16 protein-coding genes are annotated in these 14,629 nt (G+C 68.2%); 10 read left to right on the top strand and 6 right to left on the bottom strand.

What is annotated here, in order from left to right; translation table 11 throughout:
* Nucleotides 1-57: 57 nt before the first annotated feature.
* The gene (locus DIE13_RS14060; protein ID WP_124827765.1) at nt 58-696 is read right to left on the bottom strand and encodes a glutathione S-transferase family protein; all 639 of its coding nucleotides are present in this window, start codon (nt 694-696) and stop codon (nt 58-60) included.
* 112 nt (nt 697-808) lie between these two features.
* Between DIE13_RS14060 and DIE13_RS14055 the strand changes: the two genes are divergently transcribed.
* The 3 genes from DIE13_RS14055 (at nt 809) to DIE13_RS14045 (ending at nt 4,340) form a co-directional block, all read left to right on the top strand.
* Nucleotides 809-1,729 (top strand): LysR substrate-binding domain-containing protein, encoded by a 921-nt coding sequence (locus DIE13_RS14055; protein WP_124827910.1) that lies wholly within the window; start codon nt 809-811, stop codon nt 1,727-1,729.
* A gap of 147 nt (nt 1,730-1,876) precedes the next feature.
* Nucleotides 1,877-2,170, top strand: coding sequence for a hypothetical protein (locus DIE13_RS14050; RefSeq protein WP_124827764.1), 294 nt, complete (start codon nt 1,877-1,879; stop codon nt 2,168-2,170).
* 49 nt (nt 2,171-2,219) lie between these two features.
* Nucleotides 2,220-4,340: a phosphocholine-specific phospholipase C gene (locus DIE13_RS14045; protein ID WP_124827763.1), complete on the top strand. Its 2,121-nt coding sequence runs from the start codon at nt 2,220-2,222 to the stop codon at nt 4,338-4,340.
* A 68-nt stretch (nt 4,341-4,408) separates the two neighbouring features.
* Here DIE13_RS14045 and DIE13_RS14040 read toward each other — a convergent pair whose 3' ends face one another.
* Entirely contained in the window at nt 4,409-5,032 is a 624-nt protein-coding gene (locus DIE13_RS14040; protein WP_124827762.1) for an RBBP9/YdeN family alpha/beta hydrolase, read from the bottom strand.
* Between the two features lie 245 nt (nt 5,033-5,277).
* On the opposite strand from DIE13_RS14040, the gene DIE13_RS14035 reads away from it, so the two are divergent.
* From DIE13_RS14035 to DIE13_RS14015, 5 genes are read left to right on the top strand one after another with little or no spacing between them, the layout of a single operon-like run.
* The gene (locus DIE13_RS14035) at nt 5,278-5,715 is read left to right on the top strand and encodes a VOC family protein (protein WP_175750961.1); all 438 of its coding nucleotides are present in this window, start codon (nt 5,278-5,280) and stop codon (nt 5,713-5,715) included.
* Nucleotides 5,716-5,719: 4 nt separating this feature from the next.
* Complete coding sequence (locus DIE13_RS14030) at nt 5,720-6,661, top strand: glyoxylate/hydroxypyruvate reductase A (RefSeq protein WP_124827761.1); 942 nt, start codon at nt 5,720-5,722, stop codon at nt 6,659-6,661.
* 29 nt (nt 6,662-6,690) lie between these two features.
* Nucleotides 6,691-7,623 carry a hydroxymethylglutaryl-CoA lyase gene (locus DIE13_RS14025; RefSeq protein WP_124827760.1) on the top strand — a complete coding sequence of 311 codons (933 nt, stop codon included), beginning with the start codon at nt 6,691-6,693 and terminating at the stop codon, nt 7,621-7,623.
* Nucleotides 7,624-7,647: 24 nt separating this feature from the next.
* Nucleotides 7,648-8,154 carry a YbaK/EbsC family protein gene (locus DIE13_RS14020; RefSeq protein ID WP_098550417.1) on the top strand — a complete coding sequence of 169 codons (507 nt, stop codon included), beginning with the start codon at nt 7,648-7,650 and terminating at the stop codon, nt 8,152-8,154.
* Nucleotides 8,151-8,357, top strand: a complete 207-nt coding sequence (locus DIE13_RS14015) for a DUF1289 domain-containing protein (RefSeq protein ID WP_124827759.1) — start codon at nt 8,151-8,153, stop codon at nt 8,355-8,357. The genes DIE13_RS14020 and DIE13_RS14015 overlap by 4 nt, the downstream gene beginning before the upstream one ends.
* Before the next feature lie 257 nt (nt 8,358-8,614).
* Here the strand turns inward: DIE13_RS14015 and DIE13_RS14010 are convergent, their stop codons facing one another.
* Nucleotides 8,615-9,517 carry a DMT family transporter gene (locus DIE13_RS14010; RefSeq protein WP_124827758.1) on the bottom strand — a complete coding sequence of 301 codons (903 nt, stop codon included), beginning with the start codon at nt 9,515-9,517 and terminating at the stop codon, nt 8,615-8,617.
* Between the two features lie 113 nt (nt 9,518-9,630).
* On the opposite strand from DIE13_RS14010, the gene DIE13_RS14005 reads away from it, so the two are divergent.
* The gene (locus DIE13_RS14005; RefSeq protein WP_124827757.1) at nt 9,631-10,122 is read left to right on the top strand and encodes an Lrp/AsnC family transcriptional regulator; all 492 of its coding nucleotides are present in this window, start codon (nt 9,631-9,633) and stop codon (nt 10,120-10,122) included.
* A 58-nt stretch (nt 10,123-10,180) separates the two neighbouring features.
* On the opposite strand, the gene DIE13_RS14000 is transcribed toward DIE13_RS14005, so the two are convergent.
* A complete protein-coding gene (locus DIE13_RS14000) occupies nt 10,181-11,077 on the bottom strand; it encodes an alpha/beta fold hydrolase (protein WP_124827756.1) in 897 nt (298 codons plus the stop codon).
* A 278-nt stretch (nt 11,078-11,355) separates the two neighbouring features.
* Between DIE13_RS14000 and DIE13_RS13995 the strand changes: the two genes are divergently transcribed.
* Nucleotides 11,356-12,315: a nitronate monooxygenase family protein gene (locus DIE13_RS13995; RefSeq protein WP_124827755.1), complete on the top strand. Its 960-nt coding sequence runs from the start codon at nt 11,356-11,358 to the stop codon at nt 12,313-12,315.
* Between the two features lie 87 nt (nt 12,316-12,402).
* Here the strand turns inward: DIE13_RS13995 and DIE13_RS13990 are convergent, their stop codons facing one another.
* Together DIE13_RS13990 and DIE13_RS13985 are read right to left on the bottom strand one after the other, a co-directional pair.
* Nucleotides 12,403-13,365, bottom strand: coding sequence for a LysR family transcriptional regulator (locus tag DIE13_RS13990; RefSeq protein WP_124827754.1), 963 nt, complete (start codon nt 13,363-13,365; stop codon nt 12,403-12,405).
* A 167-nt stretch (nt 13,366-13,532) separates the two neighbouring features.
* Complete coding sequence (locus DIE13_RS13985) at nt 13,533-14,609, bottom strand: porin (RefSeq protein ID WP_124827753.1); 1,077 nt, start codon at nt 14,607-14,609, stop codon at nt 13,533-13,535.
* Nucleotides 14,610-14,629 lie beyond the last annotated feature (20 nt).

The raw sequence follows: 14,629 nt of genomic DNA, 5'->3' as shown, positions 1-14,629 counted from the left end.
TCCGAACGAAACGCTGAACGAAACGGCCATGCCGCGGGACGGCCGCAGCTAGCCTCGTCAGCCGTGCTCCCGTGCCAGCGCGCGCCGCGCAGCCGGCCGTTCGGCCTCGCGCTGCGCATGCGCGCTCCACGCGGGATGCGTCGTCATATCGAGCCCGATCGCGGCGCCCCAGCGATACAGCACGAGCAGGAACGGATCGACGATCGAATGGCCGTCCGGCTCGGCCCACGTTCGCCCGTCGGCGAGCGCGGCTTCGATCGACGCGTTCGCCGCATCGATCAGCCCGCGCCCGTGTTCGCTGATCGCGCCATGCAGCGCAGGATCGCCGATGAAGCGGCCCGGGCGCCACAACGTGCCGTAGCCGACGCCGTGCACCCAGCCGACCAGCCATGCGAGCCATTCGTGGCAGCGCGCCTCGCGCAGCGGATCGTCGGGCGGCAGCAGCCGCGCGTCCGGATGACGACGCGCGAGATACGTGAGGATCGCGGGCGTTTCGGTCAGCACGCGCGGCTCGCCGGGAATCGCGAGCACGGGCACGCGCGCCTTCGGGTTGATCGCGAGATAGCGTGCGTCGAGATTCTGCTGCTCGCGCACGGACACGATCTCGACGTCGAACGGCGCGCCGGTTTCCTCGAGCGCGATGTGGGCGGCGAGCGAACATGCGCCCGGCGAAAGATAGAGACGATATGCGTTCATGATGGCGTTGCCCGGCGGGCCTGTTGAAAGATGGAACCGAGTGTAGGAACGCAGGGCCCGCCGCCGCAAACGATGAATTGTCGTGCTCGGGCATGAGTGATACTAATGCGTGATGCGACGTATCCATCTCCCCCCGCTGCAGACCCTGCGCGCGTTCGAAGCCGCCGTGCGGCTGCAGAGCTTCACGCGTGCCGCCGACGAACTCGCGCTCACGCAAGGCGCGATCAGCCAGCACATCCGCACGCTCGAGGCGCAGCTCGGCTATCCGCTGTTCACGCGCGAGCGCAACGGCGCGACGCCGACGCATGCCGCGCACGCGCTCGTGCTGCAGGTGCGCCAGGGCCTGAGCGTGCTCGAACGCGCCTTCGAGCCGGCGCTCGGCGGACGCAATCGCCCGCGCACCTGCGACGTCACGCTGCACGTGAGCGTGCTGCCGAGCGTCGCCGAGCGCTGGCTCGCGCCGCGCCTGCCGCGTTTCGCGGCCGCGCATCCGCGCATCGCGATCGTGCTGCATCCGGACGCCGCGCTCGCGCCGTTGCGCAAGCGCGACCGCATCGACGTCGCGCTGCGCTACGGACCCGGCACGTGGCCGGGCGTCGTCGCCGAGAAGCTGATGAACGAGACGGTCTTTCCGGTTGCGAGCCCCGCGTACCGCAATCGCGACGGCATCGCACCGCGCACGCCGGCCGATCTCGTGCGTGCGACGCTGCTGCGCCATGCCGCGCAACCGTGGGAGCCGTGGTTCCAGGCCGCGCGGCTCGACCTCACCGAATCCGCGCGCGCGCCGCGCTTCACCGATGCCAACGCACTGATCGACGCGACGCTGAAAGGACGCGGCGTCGCGCTCGCGCGCCGCTCGCTGATCGAGCCTGAACTCGCGGCCGGCACGCTCGTGCGCGTGTCGACGGTGCGCGTGACCGACGTGTATGCCCACTACGTGGTGTGGCGCCCCGATCATCCGCACGAAGCGGCGATCCGCACGTGGCTCGACTGGCTGCGCAGCGAAGTGCGGCGCAGAACGCCGCGCCGCTGAAACGCGGCCGCCGCGACGCCGAAAGCATTCGGTCGGCACATCGAAAGCATTTTGCGATCACGCCCCGGTCGCAAACGATTCACCGAAACGTCGCACGGCGTCGGCATACTCGAAAACGTTTCCCGTCAGCCTGCCCGGAGAGAAGTCATGCATCGCGTTGCCCTCGTCGTCGTACTGTGTGCCGCCGTCGTCACCGCCGCCTGCAGCGACGACGCGTCGCACGACGCACGGCAGGCGGCCGACGCCCCGCAACAGGCACACGCATCGCCCGGCTCCGCGAGCGCGTTCAACAACGATGCAGGCGCAAACGCCGCCGCGTCCGATGCCGCACCGCTCGCACCGCCCGTCATCCATTACCCGCCCGATGACGACGACGACGCGAAGTCCGCGACGACCGCGACGACCCCGGTCGCGCCTGACGTCGCGTCGTCGCCGCACTGATCCGCGTTCCCGTCCCTGTCCCCCGATCGCAGAACCGAGGTGAAATAACATGACGTCATCCAGCCGCCGCCGTTTCCTGCATACCGTCGCACAGTCAGCGGGCGCCGCCGTCGCGCTCAACGCCTTCCCCGAATCGATCCGCCGCGCGCTCGCGATTCCCGCCGCACGCGGCACCGGCACGATCCGAGATGTCCAGCACATCGTCGTGTTCATGCAGGAAAACCGTTCGTTCGACCATTACTTCGGACACCTGCGCGGCGTGCGCGGCTACAACGACCGCTTCCCGATCCCGCTGCCGAGCGGCCAGCCGGTGTGGTACCAGCCGTCGAAAGCGGATCCGGCCAGGCCGGTGCTGCCGTTCCGCCTGAACACGCTGACGACGAGCGCGCAGTGCGTGGGCGACCTCGATCACTCGTGGTACAAGACGCACGCGGCGATCGATGCCGGCCGCTACGATCAGTGGCCCGCGAACAAGACCGACATGACGATGGGCTATCACGTGCGCGAGGACATTCCGTTCCACTACGCGCTCGCCGATGCGTTCACCGTGTGCGACAACTACTTCTGCTCGCTGCCGGGGCCGACGCACCCGAACCGTTCGTACCTGATGACGGGCACGGTCGACCCGACCGGCAAGTTCGGCGGCCCGCTGCTCGACAACAGCGACTACGTCGACGGCGACGTGCCGCCCGCGTACCAGTTGCTGTCGTGGACGACCTTCCCGGAGCGCCTCGAGGCGCACGGCGTGTCGTGGCAGATCTACCAGCAGGGCACGACCGGCGACGATCCGTACAACGGCAACTACGGTACGAACATCCTGCAGAACTTCGCGAACTTCATCAACGCGAAGCCGGGTTCGCCGCTGTACCAGCGCGCGCAGACGGTGCGCACGCTCGACAACCTGAAGGACGACGTGATCAACGACCGGCTGCCGCAGGTGTCGTGGCTGTGCCCGCCCGCCGCGTTCTCCGAGCACCCGAAATACACGCCCGCGTACGGTGCGAACTACACGTCGCAGATCCTCGACGCGCTCACGTCGAATCCGGACGTGTGGGCGAAGACGGTGTTGTTCATCATGTACGACGAAAACGACGGCTTCTTCGATCACATCGTGCCGCCGCAGCCGCCGACATCGGCCGCGCAGGGCGTGTCGACCGTGACGACCGACGGCGAGCTGCATACGGTCGTGAACCCGGGGCGCGGCGGCAGCTACACGGCCGACGGGCTGCCGTACGGTCTCGGGCCGCGCGTGCCGATGACGGTCGTGTCGCCGTGGTCGAAGGGCGGCTTCGTGTGCTCGCAGGTGTTCGACCACACGTCGGTGATCCGCTTCATCGGCGAGCGCTTCGGCATCGACGAGCCGAACATCACGCCGTGGCGCCGCACCGTCTGCGGCGACCTCACCGCCGCGTTCGACTTCCGCTCGTCCGACGCGACGTTCCCGACGCTGCCCGACACGAGCCAGTACCGATCGATCGCGGACCAGCAGTGCACGTCGCAGCCCGCGCCGACCGTGCCCGCGACGCCGTCGCCGGTCGAGCCGCAGGAGCCCGGCGTGCGGCCCGCGCGTGCGCTGCCGTACGAACTGCACATGAACGCGAGCATCTACGGCGGCAACACGCTGCGCATCGAGTTCGCGAACCGCGGCAACCAGGGCGCGCACTTCCACGTGTACTCGACGAACCGCACCGACGGCCCGTGGCGCTATACGGTCGGCGCGCGCCGCGTGCTGCATGCGGATTTCGACCTGACGGTGACGAACGGCGTGTATGCGTTTTCGGTGTATGGCCCGAACGGTTTCGTGCGGATGTTCTCGGGCAACGTGTCGGCCGCGACCGCGCGCAGCCGCAACCAGGCGCAGCCCGAAGTGAAGGCGGGCTACGACATCGCGAACGGCAACCTGTACCTGAAGCTGCGCAACCATGGCGCGGGCCACGTCACGCTGACGCTGACCGACAACGCGTACGGCGCGCCGGCCCGCCAGGCGACGCTGCACGGCGGCGGCGAGCACGTCGAGCAATGGGCGCTCGCGTCGAGCCACCACTGGTATGACGTCACGGTGAGCGATGGCGCGAGCGGCACGTTCTCGCGCCGCTTCGCGGGTCACGTCGAGAACGGCCGGCCGAGCTATTCGGATCCGGCCGCGGTGCGGCCCGTGTCCGCGTCGTAAGCACGGCGGCACGTCGTTGCGCGGTGCGAGCCGCGCGGTGCGAGCCGCGCGGCGCGCGCCGATCGGCGTCAGATCGCGTACGCGAGCGCGCGATCGACCAGCGCGGCATCGACGTTCTCGTCCGCTTCGCGAAAGCGCAGCGGCGCCGCGCAATGCACCAGCGTGTCGACGAAGTATTTCGCGCGCGGCCATGGCCCGAAGCCGGCCGCGGTATTGATGTGTCCCGCGTCGCCCAGGTTCACGAATGCGCTGCCGAGCCGCTGCGCGAGCGTGCGTGCATCGGCGAGCGGCATCCACGGATCGGTTTCGCTGCCGATCACGATCGACGGCACCGCGAGCCGGCGGGCGTCGAACGGCCCGGCGAACGTGAATTTCTTCGGGCTGGCGGGGGCGACGAGCAGCACGCCCGCGACGTCGGCCGCGTGCGGCCATTGCGCGAGCGCATGCGCGGCCGCGAGGCAGCCGAAGCTGTGCGCGGCGAGCACGAACGGGCCACGCTCGCGCTCGAGCAGTGCACGGACCGACTGCGCCCAGCCCGCGAGGTCGGGCGCATCCCAGTCGGCCTGCTCGACCCGCAGCGAGCGCGGGAACTGCCGCTCCAGCCAGGTCTGCCAGTGAGCGCCTTCGCTGCCGTGCAGGCCCGGAACGGTCACGAGCCGCGGCGGCCACGCCGATTTGCTGCATGCGCGCATGATTGCCCTCGCTTGCTTTGCTTGGAGACGGGCTTCGATTGTGGCGCGCCGCGCACGGCGGCCGAACCAATATTTTGTGCTTTGCTTTTGCACCGCCCGCCGCGCGCCCGGCCCATGCCGCGCGGGCCGGCGGCGTCATGACGGCGCAATGCGCCGCGAGACCGTAGAATGTGGGCTTCCCGCTTGCCATGCACCGGATCGGGCCGGGCGCTGCCGCGCCGGTTCCGGTCGACAGGAGACGCCCGATGTCCGCTACGCCCGCCGGCGCGCTGCGCCCGTTCCACCTCGCCTTTCCCGTGTCGAGCCTCGTCGACGCGCGCGCATTCTACGGTGGCTTGCTCGGGTGCCCCGAAGGCCGCAGCTCCGAGCACTGGGTCGACTTCGATTTCTTCGGGCACCAGCTCGTCGCGCACCTCGCGCCGAACGAAACCGGCGCCAGCGCGGTCAATCCGGTCGATGGCGACGACGTGCCCGTGCGCCATTTCGGCGTCGTGCTGTCGATGGACGAGTGGCACGTGCTCGCCGAAAAACTGCAGGCCGCGCACACGCGCTTCGTGATCGAGCCGCACATCCGCTTCAAGGGCGAGGTCGGCGAGCAGGCGACCATGTTCTTCCTCGACCCGTGCGGCAACGCGCTGGAGTTCAAGGCGTTCGCCGACATTGGCCAGCTGTTCGCGAAGTAAGCGCATGAAGCTCCTGTTCCATTCGCCGCACCAGGAAGCCGCCGCGTGGCGCGACGCGATCGCGCACGCATTGCCCGAGGCCGAGTTGCGCGCGTGGCAGCCGGGCGACACGGCCCCCGCCGATTACGCGCTCGTGTGGCGGGCGCCGCGCGAGTTCTTCACGCCGCGCGACGGATTGCGCGCGATCTTCAACCTCGGCGCGGGCGTCGACGCGCTGCTCGCGCTCGAGCGCGAGCAGCCCGGCACCCTGCCGCGCGACGTGCCCCTGGTGCGCCTCGAGGATTCCGGCATGGCGCAGCAGATGATCGAATACGTGGCGCATGCCGTGCTGCGCTACCTGCGCCGCTTCGACGAATACGAAACGCTGCAGCGCGAGCGCCGCTGGCAGACGCTCGTGCCGCATCCGCGTGCGGGCTTCACCGTCGCCGTACTCGGCCTCGGCGTGCTCGGCGCGCGGGTCGCGCAGGCGCTCGCGGCGCTCGGCCTGCCGGTGCGCGGCTACAGCCGCAGCCCGAAGCAGCTCGACGGGATCGAAACCTTCGCGGGCGACGGCGCGCTCGACGCGTGCCTCGACGGCGCGAAGGTGCTCGTGAACCTGCTGCCGAGCACGCACGATACCGACGGGATCCTGTCGGCGCGCACCTTCGCGCGGCTCGCGCCGGGGGCATATCTGGTGAACGTCGCGCGCGGCTCGCATCTCGTCGAAGCCGACCTGCTCGACGCGCTCGCGAGCGGCCGGGTCGCCGCCGCGACGCTCGACGTGTTCCAGCACGAGCCGCTGCCGGCCGATCATCCGTTCTGGCACGCGCCGCGCATCACGATCACCCCGCACAGCTCGGCCGAGACGCTGCGCGACGAAGCCGTCGAACAGATCGCCGGCAAGATCCGTGCTCTGGCGCGCGGCGAGCGCGTCGGCGGTATCGTCGACTACGCGCGCGGCTACTGAATTCGTCCTACATGAAACCGGAGACAACCATGACGTTCCCCACCGCCGTCAAGATCGTCGAAGTCGGCCCGCGCGACGGGCTGCAGAACGAAAAGACCTTCGTGCCGACCGATGTGAAAATCGCGCTAGTCGACCGCCTGTCGCACGCCGGCTTCCGCAATATCGAGGCCGCGTCGTTCGTGTCGCCGAAATGGGTGCCGCAGATGGCCGATGGCGCCGACGTGATGGCGGGTATCGAGCGCCGCGCGGGCACCGTGTATTCGGTGCTCACGCCAAACCTGAAGGGCTTCGAGAATGCGCTCGCCGCACGCGCCGACGAAGTGGTGATCTTCGGTGCGGCGAGCGAGGCGTTCTCGCAACGGAACATCAACTGCAGCATCGCCGAGAGCATCGCGCGCTTCGAGCCCGTCGCGAAGGCCGCGAAGGATGCCGGCGTGCGGCTGCGCGGCAGCGTGTCGTGCACGCTCGGCTGCCCGTACCAGGGCGAGGTGCCGGTCGCGTCGGTGGTCGACGTCGTCGAACGGTTCGCCGCGCTCGGCTGCGACGAGATCGACATCGCCGACACGATCGGCGTCGGCACGCCGAAGCGCACGCGCGAAGTGCTGTCCGCCGTCACGCGCGTGTTCCCGCGCGAACGCCTGTCGGGCCACTTCCACGACACCTACGGCCAAGCGCTCGCGAACATCTATGCGGCGCTGTTCGAGGGGATCGAAATCTTCCACGCATCGGTGGCCGGCCTCGGCGGCTGCCCGTATGCGAAAGGCGCGACCGGCAACGTCGCGACCGAGGACGTGCTGTACCTGATGCAGGGCCTCGGCATCGATACCGGCATCGATCTCGCACAGGTCGTCGCCGCCGGCGACTTCATCTCGAACGCGATCGGCCGCGCGAACGTGTCGCGCGCCGGTCGCGCGCTGCTCGCCAAGGCCCAGAGCGCGGCCGACGCCGCGAACTGCGTCTGACTCCGACTTTCACGGACTACCCCCATGACGACACCCGCTTCATTCGACTCCCTCCCCGATTCCGCGCGACGCGTCGCGCTGCTGCTGCGCGAGCGCGGCCATGCGAAAGGCATCGTGATGCTCGCCGAAACCGGCAAAACCTCGGCCGAGGCCGCAGCCGGGCTCGGCTGCTCGGTCGCGCAGATCGCGAAGTCGATCCTGTTTCGCCGTGAGTCGGACGGCGCGCCGGTGCTCGTCGTCGCGAGCGGCGTGAACCGTGTCGACGAGAAGAAAGTCGCCGCCCAGGTCGGCGCGGTCGGCCGCGCGGATGCGAAGTTCGTGCGCGACAACACCGGCTATGCGATCGGCGGCGTGTGCCCGATCGGTCATCTGGTCGAACCGGTCATGCTGATCGACGCCGACCTGCTCGAGCTCGACAGCCTGTGGGCCGCCGCCGGCCATCCGCATGCGGTGTTCAACCTGTCGCCGGCCGAACTCGTGTCGCTGACGGGCGCGCCGGTCGCGGACGTCGCGCTGCGCAACGACGCATGAGCGACGCACCGGTAACGGTCGGCACGGTCGCTTCGCCGTGCACGGACGTATGCAGGATCGACCCGCGTACCGACTGGTGCGCGGGCTGCCTGCGCACGCGCGAGGAAATCAAGGGCTGGCGGGCATCTGACGACAAGGCGAGGCGCATGCTGCTCGCGCGTCTCGATGCGCGGCGGCGCCTGCTCGCGGGAAGCGACACATAAAAAAAAGCCGTTCAGCCTCACGGGCGAACGGCATCGAGATCGGAATCCTGTGAACGTGATCAACGTCACAGCCCGCATCATACGAGCGACGCTGCAGCGTCGCATCGGGTGTTTCCCTACAGCTTCTTACGGCATTTTTCACGCACGCGCGCAGGCCCCCTGCGCGCGCAATCGCCCTGCCCGGCAACAGCCCCGACTCACCGTGCCGGAGAGCCGTAGCTGTGACCCGTAGCGGCAAACCGAACCGCACGCGCGTTTCAGTTGCGGGCCGCCGCGCGACGCGCGGGCACGAGGCGCCAGCCGAGGTTTACGCCGGCCGCCGCGAGCAGGATCAGGAGCGCGCCGAACACCTGCGTCCACGCGAGCGTCTGCCCGAACGCGACGCGATCGACGATGATCGCGACGACTGGATAGACGAACGACAGTGCCCCCGTCATCGCGACCGGCAGCTTCTGGATCGCGCCGTACAGCAGCACGTACATCAGCCCCGTGTTCACGACGCCGAGCACGACGAGATCGAGCCACTGCGCGGGCGTCGCGGGCAACGTGCCGAAATGCGCGAACGGCGCGAGCAGCACGATGCCGAGGCCGGCCTGCAGTAGCGCGAGCAAATGCGGCGGCGTGCCCTTCAGGTGCTTCGTGACGATCGACGACACGGCGTACAGGAACGCCGCGCCCAGCGACAGCGCAACGCCTTCGAGGTATTCGCCCGGCACCGCGAGCACGGCCGGCTCGACGCGCACCACGCACACGAGACCGACGAAGGCGAGCGCGAGCCACGCGATCGTCGACGCGCCGATCCGTTCTCGGAACACGATCGCGCCGAGCGCGACGAGCATGAACGGCTGCGTGTTGTAGACCGCGGTCGCCATCGAGATCGACGCGCGCGAATACGCGGCGAACAGCAGCAGCCAGTTCGCGACGATCGCGATGCTGCCGAGCGTCGCGAGCGCGAGCATGCGCGGCGAGAACAGCGAGCGGCGCAGGAAGCCGAGCGCCGCGCAGACGATCGCGAGCGTCGCCGCCCCGAACAGGCAGCGGAAGAACACGACATTGGTGAGCGGCTGCCGCGACGACATCACGAGCCAGCCGATCGTGCCGGACATCATCATCGCGACGACCATCTCGGCGCCGCCGCGGCGAATTTCGTTCGAGGCCATCAAGGACTCCGTTTGACGAGAGAGGATGACTTCGATTCTAGAAACTTGCCTTCCGTGCTTCCACGGATAAACTGAAGTAAAACAGCCAATTCACCTTCGAAAGCAAAGCGATCATGCCAAAACGCCTTCCCCCGCCTGCAGTCGCGTCGCTCGACGCAACCGACCGCGCGATCCTCGCCGCACTCGCCGAGGACGCACGCATCGCGACCAGCGAACTGGCGCGGCAGATCGGGCTGTCGGCGCCCGCCACGGCCGACCGCGTGCGGCGGCTCGAGGCGCAAGGCGTGATCGCGAGCTTCACCGTCGAGCTCGACCCGCGCGCGCTCGGCTACACGCTGCAGGCGATCGTCCGCGTGAAGCCGCTGCCGGGGCAATTGCATCTGGTCGAGGAGGTGTTGCGCCGGATCCCGGAATTCGTCGAATGCGACAAGGTGACCGGCGACGACTGTTTCATCTGCCGGCTCTACCTGCGCACGATCGAACACCTCGACGACATCCTCGCGAAGGTGACCGAGCGTGCGGAAACGAGCACGGCGATCGTGAAATCGACGCCCGTGCCGCGCCGCCTGCCGCCCCTCGCGGAAGACGTCGCCGCGCACCGCTGAACGCTGAACGCTGCACGCGCGGCGCGCTGCCGGCGCCGCCGACGCCGCTTACGCGGCCTTACGCGGCCGCATCGCGCGCCTCGAAGAACGCGAGCAGTTCGTCGATCAGCGCGACGGGCGCCTCTTCAGGAATGTAGTGCCCGCATTCGAGCGCGCGGCCGCTGACGTCGCGCGCGACCCGCCGCCATTCGTCGAGCGGATCGAAGCACCGGCCGACGATCCCGTTCGCGCCCCACAGCACGCGCAGCGGACACGCGACCTTGTTGCCGCGCTCGAGGTCCGCGCGATCGTGTTCGAGATCGATCGTCGCCGACGCGCGATAGTCCTCGCACATCGCATGCACGGCGCCCGGCTGCGCGAGCGCGGCGCGATAGGCGGCGAGCGCCTCCGGCGCGAACGGCGCGAGCCCGGCCGAACGGTTGCCCATCACGCGCTCGATGTACGCGTCGGTACGGCCTTCGATCAGCGCTTCGGGCAGCGGCTCCGGCTGGATCAGGAAGAACCAGTGGAAATACGCGGTCGCGAACGCGCGGTCGGTTTGCTCGTACATCGCGAGCGTCGGCGCGATGTCGAGCAGCATCATTCGCTCGACGGCCGCCGGGTGATCGAGCGCGAGCCGGTGCGCCACGCGCGCGCCGCGATCGTGCGCGCACACGTGGAATTGCCCGAAGCCGAAATGGCGCATCACGGCGACCTGATCGGCCGCCATCGCGCGTTTCGAATAAGGCGCATGCCGTGCGTCGCTCGGCGGCTTGCCCGACGCGCCGTAGCCGCGCAAGTCGGTCGCGATCACCGTGAAATGACGGGCCAGCGTCGCGGCGACGCGATGCCAGATCATGTGGGTCTGCGGATGGCCGTGCAGCAGCAGAAGCGGCGGCCCCGCGCCTCCTTTGACACCGAAGATGTCGGTGTCCTGCACCGTCACGCGAAACGGTGCAAACGCCTCAAACGACATGGTTTGTTTCTCGTTGGTCTGTTATGGCGATTATTGTAGGAGCGCCCGGACCGGTTCAGCGCGCGGCAGATGCCCGAACCGCTAGAAAGAGAACACTCCCTCGATTGTCGCCATGCCGCGCATTTTGCTAAGCTCGCGTAGAATCGCACGACCGTTCGTATTAATATGAACGTACCGTCGCGGAGCTACACTCGATATACCGTTCGATCGCCAAGCATGAAGCCGGCGTCGGCGCGACCGCGCCGCTTCCGGCCGCCCCTCGAGACTGGAGACATTACATGGCATTGCCCGCCGTCCTGCAGAACCTGACGCTGCCCGTCATCGCGTCGCCGATGTTCATCGTCAGCTACCCCGAACTCGTGCTCGCGCAGTGCAAGGCGGGCATCGTCGGTTCGTTCCCCGCACTCAACGCCCGTCCGGCCGAACTGCTGGACGAGTGGCTCACGCAGATCCAGTCCGAGCTCGCCGACCACAAGGCGAAGCACCCGGACGCGGTGATCGGCCCGATCGCGGTCAACCAGATCGTCCACCAGTCCAACGTACGGCTCGAGCATGACGTACGCGTGTGCGTCGAACACAAGGTGCCGATCTTCATCACGAGCCTGCGCGCGCCGGCGCGCGAGATCGTCGACGCGGTGCACAGCTACGGCGGCATCGTGCTGCACGACGTGATCAACCTGCGTCACGCGCAGAAGGCGCTCGAAGCCGGCGTCGACGGGCTGATCCTGGTGGCCGCCGGCGCCGGCGGCCACGCGGGCACGACCTCGCCGTTCGCGCTCGTCGGCGAAGTGCGCAAGATGTTCGACGGCCCGATCGTGCTATCCGGCTCGATCGCGAACGGCGGCTCGATCCTTGCCGCGCAGGCGATGGGCGCCGACCTCGCATACATGGGCACGCGCTTCATCGCGACGCAGGAAGCGCACGCGGTCGAGGACTACAAGCACGCGATCGTCAACGCGAAATCGTCCGACATCATCTATACGAACCTCTTCACCGGCGTGCACGGCAACTACATCCGCGAGAGCATCGAGAAAGCCGGCCTCGATCCGGACGCCCTGCCGGAATCCGACAAGTCGAAGATGAATTTCGGCGGCGACAAGGCGAAGGCGTGGAAGGACATCTGGGGTGCCGGCCAGGGCGTCGGCCTGATGGACGACCTGCCGAGCGTCGGCGCGCTCGTCGAGCGGCTGAAGCGCGAATACGACGACGCGAAGGCGCGGCTCGGGATCCCGCGCTGACGCACGCGGCCTGACAAAACAAAAAAGCGCGAACCGCAACGGCTCGCGCTTTTTTCATGTCCGCTCGCGGCGCGGCTGGGGCGCCGGTCAGCCCGCGCGCTTGATCCGCGTGATCGGCAGCACGCGCAGGCGCGACTCGATCGACGGGCACAGCGACTGCCCTTCGAAACGCGCGGCGAGGAAGTCGACGAACGAACGCACCTTCGCGGACACGTGACGGCGGCTCGCGTACACCGCGTAGATCGGCGCCTCGTGCGGCGGCACGGTGTCGAGCAGCACCGGCACGAGCCGGCCCGACTCGATGTCGTCGCCGACCACCTCGGTGCCGAGCAGCGCGATGCCCGCGCCCGCGAGCACGGCCGCGCGCAGCCCTTCGAGATGGTTCACGATCAGGTTGCCGCTCAGGTTCACGCGCGACGCGGCGGCCGCGTCGATCACCAGCGAATCGAGCATCGTCGAATTCGAATCGCGACGCAGGTAATTGTGGTGCGCGAGATCGGCAATCGTCTGGGGCGTGCCGTGCTTCTCGAGATACTCGGGCGACGCGACCAGCAGGATGTGCGCGGTTGCGATCTGCCGCGCGACCAGCGACGACGACTTCAAGCCGTTCGGCGCCGCGCGTACCGCGACGTCGTAGCCTTCCTCGATGAGGTCGACCACGCGATCGGACAGCGTCATGTCGACGGTCACGTCGGGGAAGCGGCCCGCGTAATCGGTGACCGCCTGCATCACGTGCCGCAAGCCGAATGCGGACAGCGACGTCACGCGCAATCGGCCCTGCGGCACGACGCTCGCGGCGCCGACTGCCTGCCCGGCTTCGTCGAGCTCCGACAGCGCCTGCACGAGGCGCTCATAGTATTCGCGTCCCGCCTCGGTCGGCGCGACACGTCGTGTCGTGCGATGCAGCAGCCGCGCGCCGAGCTGCTGCTCGAGATGCATCACGTGCTTGCTCGCCATCGCGGCCGACATCTGCATGCGCTCGGCCGCGCCGACGAAGCTGCCCACTTCGACGACGTAGCGAAACACATTCATGCTGACGAGGGTATCCATCGAACTAGCTCGCAATTCCTGGGAATTATGCAATTACGAGATAGGGTAACAAAGGCGAGGAAATAAAAAGGTCAACAAAGGCAAAACGGCGCCGCGGATGGCGGCGCCGTTTCGGGCGAAAAACCGGTGGCGCGCACGCGCGAGGCGCGCGTGCGGCGAGCGAATCGTCAGAACTTCGCGCGGATGCCTGCACCGAACGTGTTGCCGCTCGACAGGCCGCTGATGTGGTCGTTCATGTATGCGGCGTAGACGTCCGTGCGCTTGGACAGCGGATAGTCGTAGCCGACGGCCCAGGTCTGGCGCGTCTGGTCGAGGCCACCGGCGTCGCGCGAGTACGCGTACGACGCCATCGCGTTGCCGACGCCGAGCGGCACCGACACGCCGCCCTGCGCGGTATTCACGTGCCAGCTGCCCGCGACCTGGTCGTTCTTCGTGTACATGTACTGGCCGAACAGCTTCACGTATTTCAGGTCGTAGGTCGCGCCGACCAGGCCGATGCCCTGGCTCTTCATGCCGGCCACCAGCGCGCTCAGATCCTGCGGGCCGTTGTTGAAGTTCACGTACTGGTAGACCGCAGTCGCCGCGAACGCGCCGTTCGCATAGTTGAACTGCGCGCTCCACTTCTTCGAGCGGTTGTCGCCGGCCTGGTTGCCAAGCGCGTACATCGCGCCGAAATTCAGGCCGCCGAACGAAGGCGACGTGTACGACAGCGCGTTGTTCCAGCCCGAATCGCCGACCGCACCCTGGTCGCTCGGATAAGTCGGGTACGTCCCGAGGCCGAGGAACACGTGGTACACCATCGGCGAGAAGGTGTACGAATCGTAGAACGGGTTGAACAGGATCGTCGACAGGAACAGTTGCGTCGTCAGACGGCCTGCCGTCACCGTGCCGTACGGCGAGCTGATGCCGACATACGCGTTGCGCGCGAAGAACGTGTCGCCCTGGAAGCGGCCATACTGGCCGTTCTGTGCGCGGAAGAAGCTCTCCAGCGTGAAGATCGCCTTGTAGCCGCCGCCCAGATCCTCGGCGCCGTGCATCCCCCAGTACGACGTCGACATCCCGCCGCCGCCCATGTTCCATGCGCGATCGCCGCCCGGGAACTTGGTGGCGCCGACCCATTCGTCGACCTGACCGTAGAGCGAAACGCTCGACTGCGCGTAGACGGGTGCGGTTGCCGCCACGCAGGCGGCTGCGGCGATCAGCTTGACGGACGTGCGGGACGCACGGCGAGCGAATGCTTTCATGGGATCTCCAGGTTTTGTCG

This window comes from Burkholderia sp. Bp9016 (genome assembly GCF_003857765.1).
Lineage (GTDB): Bacteria > Pseudomonadota > Gammaproteobacteria > Burkholderiales > Burkholderiaceae > Burkholderia.
Note: the sequence above shows the minus strand (reverse complement) of the source record. Positions and strands in the feature narration are given on the sequence as shown.